This is a genomic window from Caldisalinibacter kiritimatiensis (assembly GCF_000387765.1).
In the GTDB taxonomy this organism is placed as follows: Bacteria; Bacillota; Clostridia; order Tissierellales; family Caldisalinibacteraceae; genus Caldisalinibacter; species Caldisalinibacter kiritimatiensis.
This window is the reverse complement of the sequence record NZ_ARZA01000060.1, coordinates 1-4,032: the sequence shown is the minus strand read 5'-3', so window position 1 is coordinate 4,032 and position 4,032 is coordinate 1. Positions and strand designations below refer to the sequence as shown.

At 32.1% G+C, this 4,032-nt stretch carries 3 protein-coding genes; all 3 read left to right on the top strand.

Features of this window, described 5'->3' with window-relative positions; all coding sequences use genetic code 11:
* The first annotated feature begins 533 nt into the window (after positions 1-533).
* Complete coding sequence (locus tag L21TH_RS02530; protein ID WP_006308303.1) at positions 534-1,796, top strand: efflux RND transporter periplasmic adaptor subunit; 1,263 nt, start codon at positions 534-536, stop codon at positions 1,794-1,796.
* Entirely contained in the window at positions 1,793-2,506 is a 714-nt protein-coding gene (locus tag L21TH_RS02525) for an ABC transporter ATP-binding protein (RefSeq protein WP_006308302.1), read from the top strand. The genes L21TH_RS02530 and L21TH_RS02525 overlap by 4 nt, the downstream gene beginning before the upstream one ends.
* A gap of 66 nt (positions 2,507-2,572) precedes the next feature.
* Positions 2,573-3,742 carry an ABC transporter permease gene (locus tag L21TH_RS02520; RefSeq protein WP_479722801.1) on the top strand — a complete coding sequence of 390 codons (1,170 nt, stop codon included), beginning with the start codon at positions 2,573-2,575 and terminating at the stop codon, positions 3,740-3,742.
* Positions 3,743-4,032: the final 290 nt, after the last annotated feature.

The window sequence follows — 4,032 nt, the reverse complement described above, 5'->3', positions numbered from 1 at the left end:
ATTTGGCTACTGGCTGCTAGCTATTAGCTGTTAGCCAAATACTTTTGTTGTCGAGGGACGCCCACGTCCCTCGACAGAAAACAGATTGAGGGACGTGGGCGTCCCTCAATAACAACATAAGAGAATAGAGCTCACACCTCATTGCGAGGTTACATTATTAGAAAGTTAATGTAGCACAATTTCATTATTGAAATCATGTGGAGTAGGGATTATGTAATGTATTTAATTTAAAATTTAACATTTAAAATTTAGAATTATATTTAAGCTGGTTATTCCAGCTCTTTTTTTGTACGTATATTTTTCAAACAGCGAAATGCGAACAGCCACTTTCTTGTCTATTTTTTTAGTTCCCTGACCCCTGACCTCTGCCCCTAATCCCTGCCCCCCTAGGAGCAGAATTAGTCGATTTTATTGTTATTTTATGCAGGAAAATGGAGGTTATATATCTAATTTTTATATATTATAATATTATTAACTTCTATTATTATAATAAGATTCAAAACACAAATTAAGCTAATTAAGGAGGTTATTCAGTGGCAAAGAGTAAAAAGAAAACCCTTATTATTGTTCTAGCAGTGTTAGTAGGTATAGGTATCATTTCAATCAGTGTAGCAAAAGCAGTAAATACTGATGATGCAGAAATGACTGTGTCTACTACTGTTGTTAAAGAAGAATCAATTGAGGCCAATATCATGAACAATGGAATTATAAAAGCAAAGGAGGAGAAAAATGTTGTATGTAGCCTTCCATATCCAATAGAAGAAGTTTTTGTAGAGGAAGGCGATAAAGTATCAAAGGGAGATATTCTTGCTAAACTTGATACGCAGGATTTAGAGTATAAAGTAAAGGTAGCAGAGACAAATTTGGAGCTTGAAAAGAAAAAATTTGAAGATATGCTTGAAGGCACAGATACATTCCAATTAGAAAAGAATGTTGAAAGTGCAAAAATAGCATATGAGAATGCAAAGAAAAAATATAATACATCTTTGACTTTATTTGAGGCTGGGGCTATTAGTAAATCACAGTTAGATATGGATAATACATCATTAACTACTGCTAAAAACAATCTTGAATTAGCACAAAATCAGCTTAAAGAGGCTAAAGAAAATAAAGATTTAGAGAGTCAAAGAAAGAGAATAGAGCTTGAAGAATTAAATTTAAAGCTTCAAAAGAAAAAGCTAGAAGAATCAATAATTAAGAGTCCTATGGATGGAACAGTAGTAATGTCAAATGCTAAAGTGGGTATTCCTGCTAATACCTTAACACCAGTATTTGTTGTTGAAAACTTAAATGAATTAGAAATCGAGATAAATGTAAGTGAATTTGACATTAATGATGTTAAGATAAGGCAAGACGTTTCTATAACGGGTGAAGCGTTTAAAGGAAAAGAATTCGAAGGAAAAGTATCATATATAGCTCCTATAGCAACAGTTTTAAATTCAAGTGCTGGAACTGAAACTAATATTAAGGTTAAGATTGATATAGATAATCCTACAAAGGACGTGAAACCAGGCTTTTCAGCTGATGTATTAATTAAAACTGCTAGAAAAGATAAGGCTTTAGTTGTACCATATGAGTCGTTATATCAAAGAAAAGATGGTGTCACTGTTGTATTTAAAGTTGACGAACAAAACATAGTAAGAGAAGTACCTGTAGAATTAGGAATAGAAGGGGACATAAAAGTAGAAATAATGTCTGATTCAATAGAAGTAGGAGATAAAATAGTACTTAATCCAAATGAAAAAATAAAAGATGGAATGAAAGTTAACACAATAGATAAAGGTGATATTGAATGATAAAGATTGAAAATTTAAATAAAACTTATAAAACAGGTAGTGTAGAAGTTCATGCATTAAAAGATGTTAGTCTTGATATAAAAAAGAATGAATTTGTATCAATAATGGGGCCTTCAGGCTCTGGAAAATCGACTTTCATGAATATTGTGGGATGTTTAGATAGACCTACAACAGGGAAATATATGTTAGACGGTATAGATATAGAAAAGTTAAGTGAAAAAGAGCTTGCTGCTATAAGAAATAAGAAAATAGGATTTGTATTTCAGTCATTTAACTTATTATCTAGAACTTCAGCAATAAAAAATGTAGAGTTACCTATGTTATATGCAGGTATACATGCTAAAGATAGAAGAAAAAGAGCGTTAGAAGCACTAGAAAAGGTTGGTTTAGGAGATAGAATACATCATAAACCTAATGAATTGTCAGGAGGACAAAAACAGAGGGTTGCAATAGCTAGAGCTTTAGTAAATAATCCTGCAATAATACTTGCAGATGAGCCAACTGGGAATTTAGATACAAAGTCAGGCGAAGAAATAATGTCTATATTCCAAAGTCTTAATGAGGAAGGGGTTACGATAGTATTGGTTACCCATGAACCAGATATAGCTAAGCATTCTAAGAGAATAATAACGTTTAGAGATGGAAGGTTAATCAATGACGAGTTAGTAGAAAATAGAGTAGTGGTAAATCCAGAGGCAGCACAGAAATGAGGTGTTTAAGTTTTGAATATTCTAGAGAGTTTTAGGATAGCTATATCAAGTTTATTAGCTAATAAAATGCGTTCTTTTTTAACTATGTTAGGTATAATAATAGGTATAGCATCTGTTATAACGATTGTTTCATTAGGGCAAGGTAGCCAAGCTACTATAGGTAATGAATTTGAAAAAATAGGTACAAATAGAGTTATATTTGGGATGAACTGGGGTGAAAATCCTAGATATCAAGACCGATTTGATGAGTATGATTTAGCGACGATAAAAAGAATATTTAAAGACGATATTAAAGCTATTTCTCCTATTATGAGTACTAATGGTGAAGCATTATCAGGAAGAGAGAAAGGGTCGATATATATAATAGGAGTGAATGAAGATTACAGCAAAATCCAGAACTTTGATATGGTAAAGGGAAGGTTTTTATTAGAGTCGGATGTAAAGGGAGAAAGAAACGTATGTGTAATAGATAAGAAGCTAGCTATGGATTTATTTAAAAGAACCGATGTATTAGGAGAAAAAATAATGGTTGATACAGGCTTTTCTAAGATTGCACTATTAGTGTGTGGAGTTTATGAAACACCACCATCAACCTTTGACAAACTTAATCAACAATTAGCAGGAGACATTCCTACTCAACTATACGCACCTGTGACATTAATGAAAAAGTTGAGAATGGGTAGTAGATACTATAGCTTTGAGATTAGTGTGTTAGATAATAAGAATGTTAATAAACTTACAGACAATATAATCAAGGTAATAGAAAAAAGACATAGAAATGAAGGTAAAAACTATTATAGAGTTCAGACAGCGCAACAAGTTATGGATATATTTAACAATATTCTAGGGGTTTTATCTGGAGTTATAGGTGCTATAGCTGCCATATCTTTATTGGTTGGTGGTATAGGAGTTATGAATATAATGTTAGTTTCAGTTACTGAAAGAACAAGGGAAATAGGTATAAGAAAGGCAATTGGAGCTACAAGAAAAGACATACTTATTCAGTTTTTAATTGAATCAATGCTTATAACAGGTATAGGGGGAATTATAGGTACAGCTTTTGGTTTAGGAATTCAAGCTCTTATAGCTATGTCATTGGGAATACCACCTTCAATATCAATAATAACAATACTAATTGCAGTTATATTTTCTACAATTGTAGGGGTGATATCTGGTTTATATCCAGCAAATAAAGCTGCAAAACTTGACCCGATATTAGCATTAAGATATGAGTAATAAAAATGTTCAAGAAGACGTGAAAGAAATTTAAAATTGAAAATTTAAAATTAGCATGGATTTTCTGTGTTCGCCATTTGCTATTCGATAAATAATTCATTAGAGTAAAAATAAAAAACGCTCATACACATAATAAATTGGCTACTGGCTGCTAGCTATTAGCTGTTGGCCAAATGTTTTGTTGTCGAGGGACAGATATGATTAAATACGAAAGATTAAGAGGAGATGGAGTTAGCCAAATACTTTTGTTGTCGAGGGACGGAATTGCAATAGATAATGAGACTTTGGCA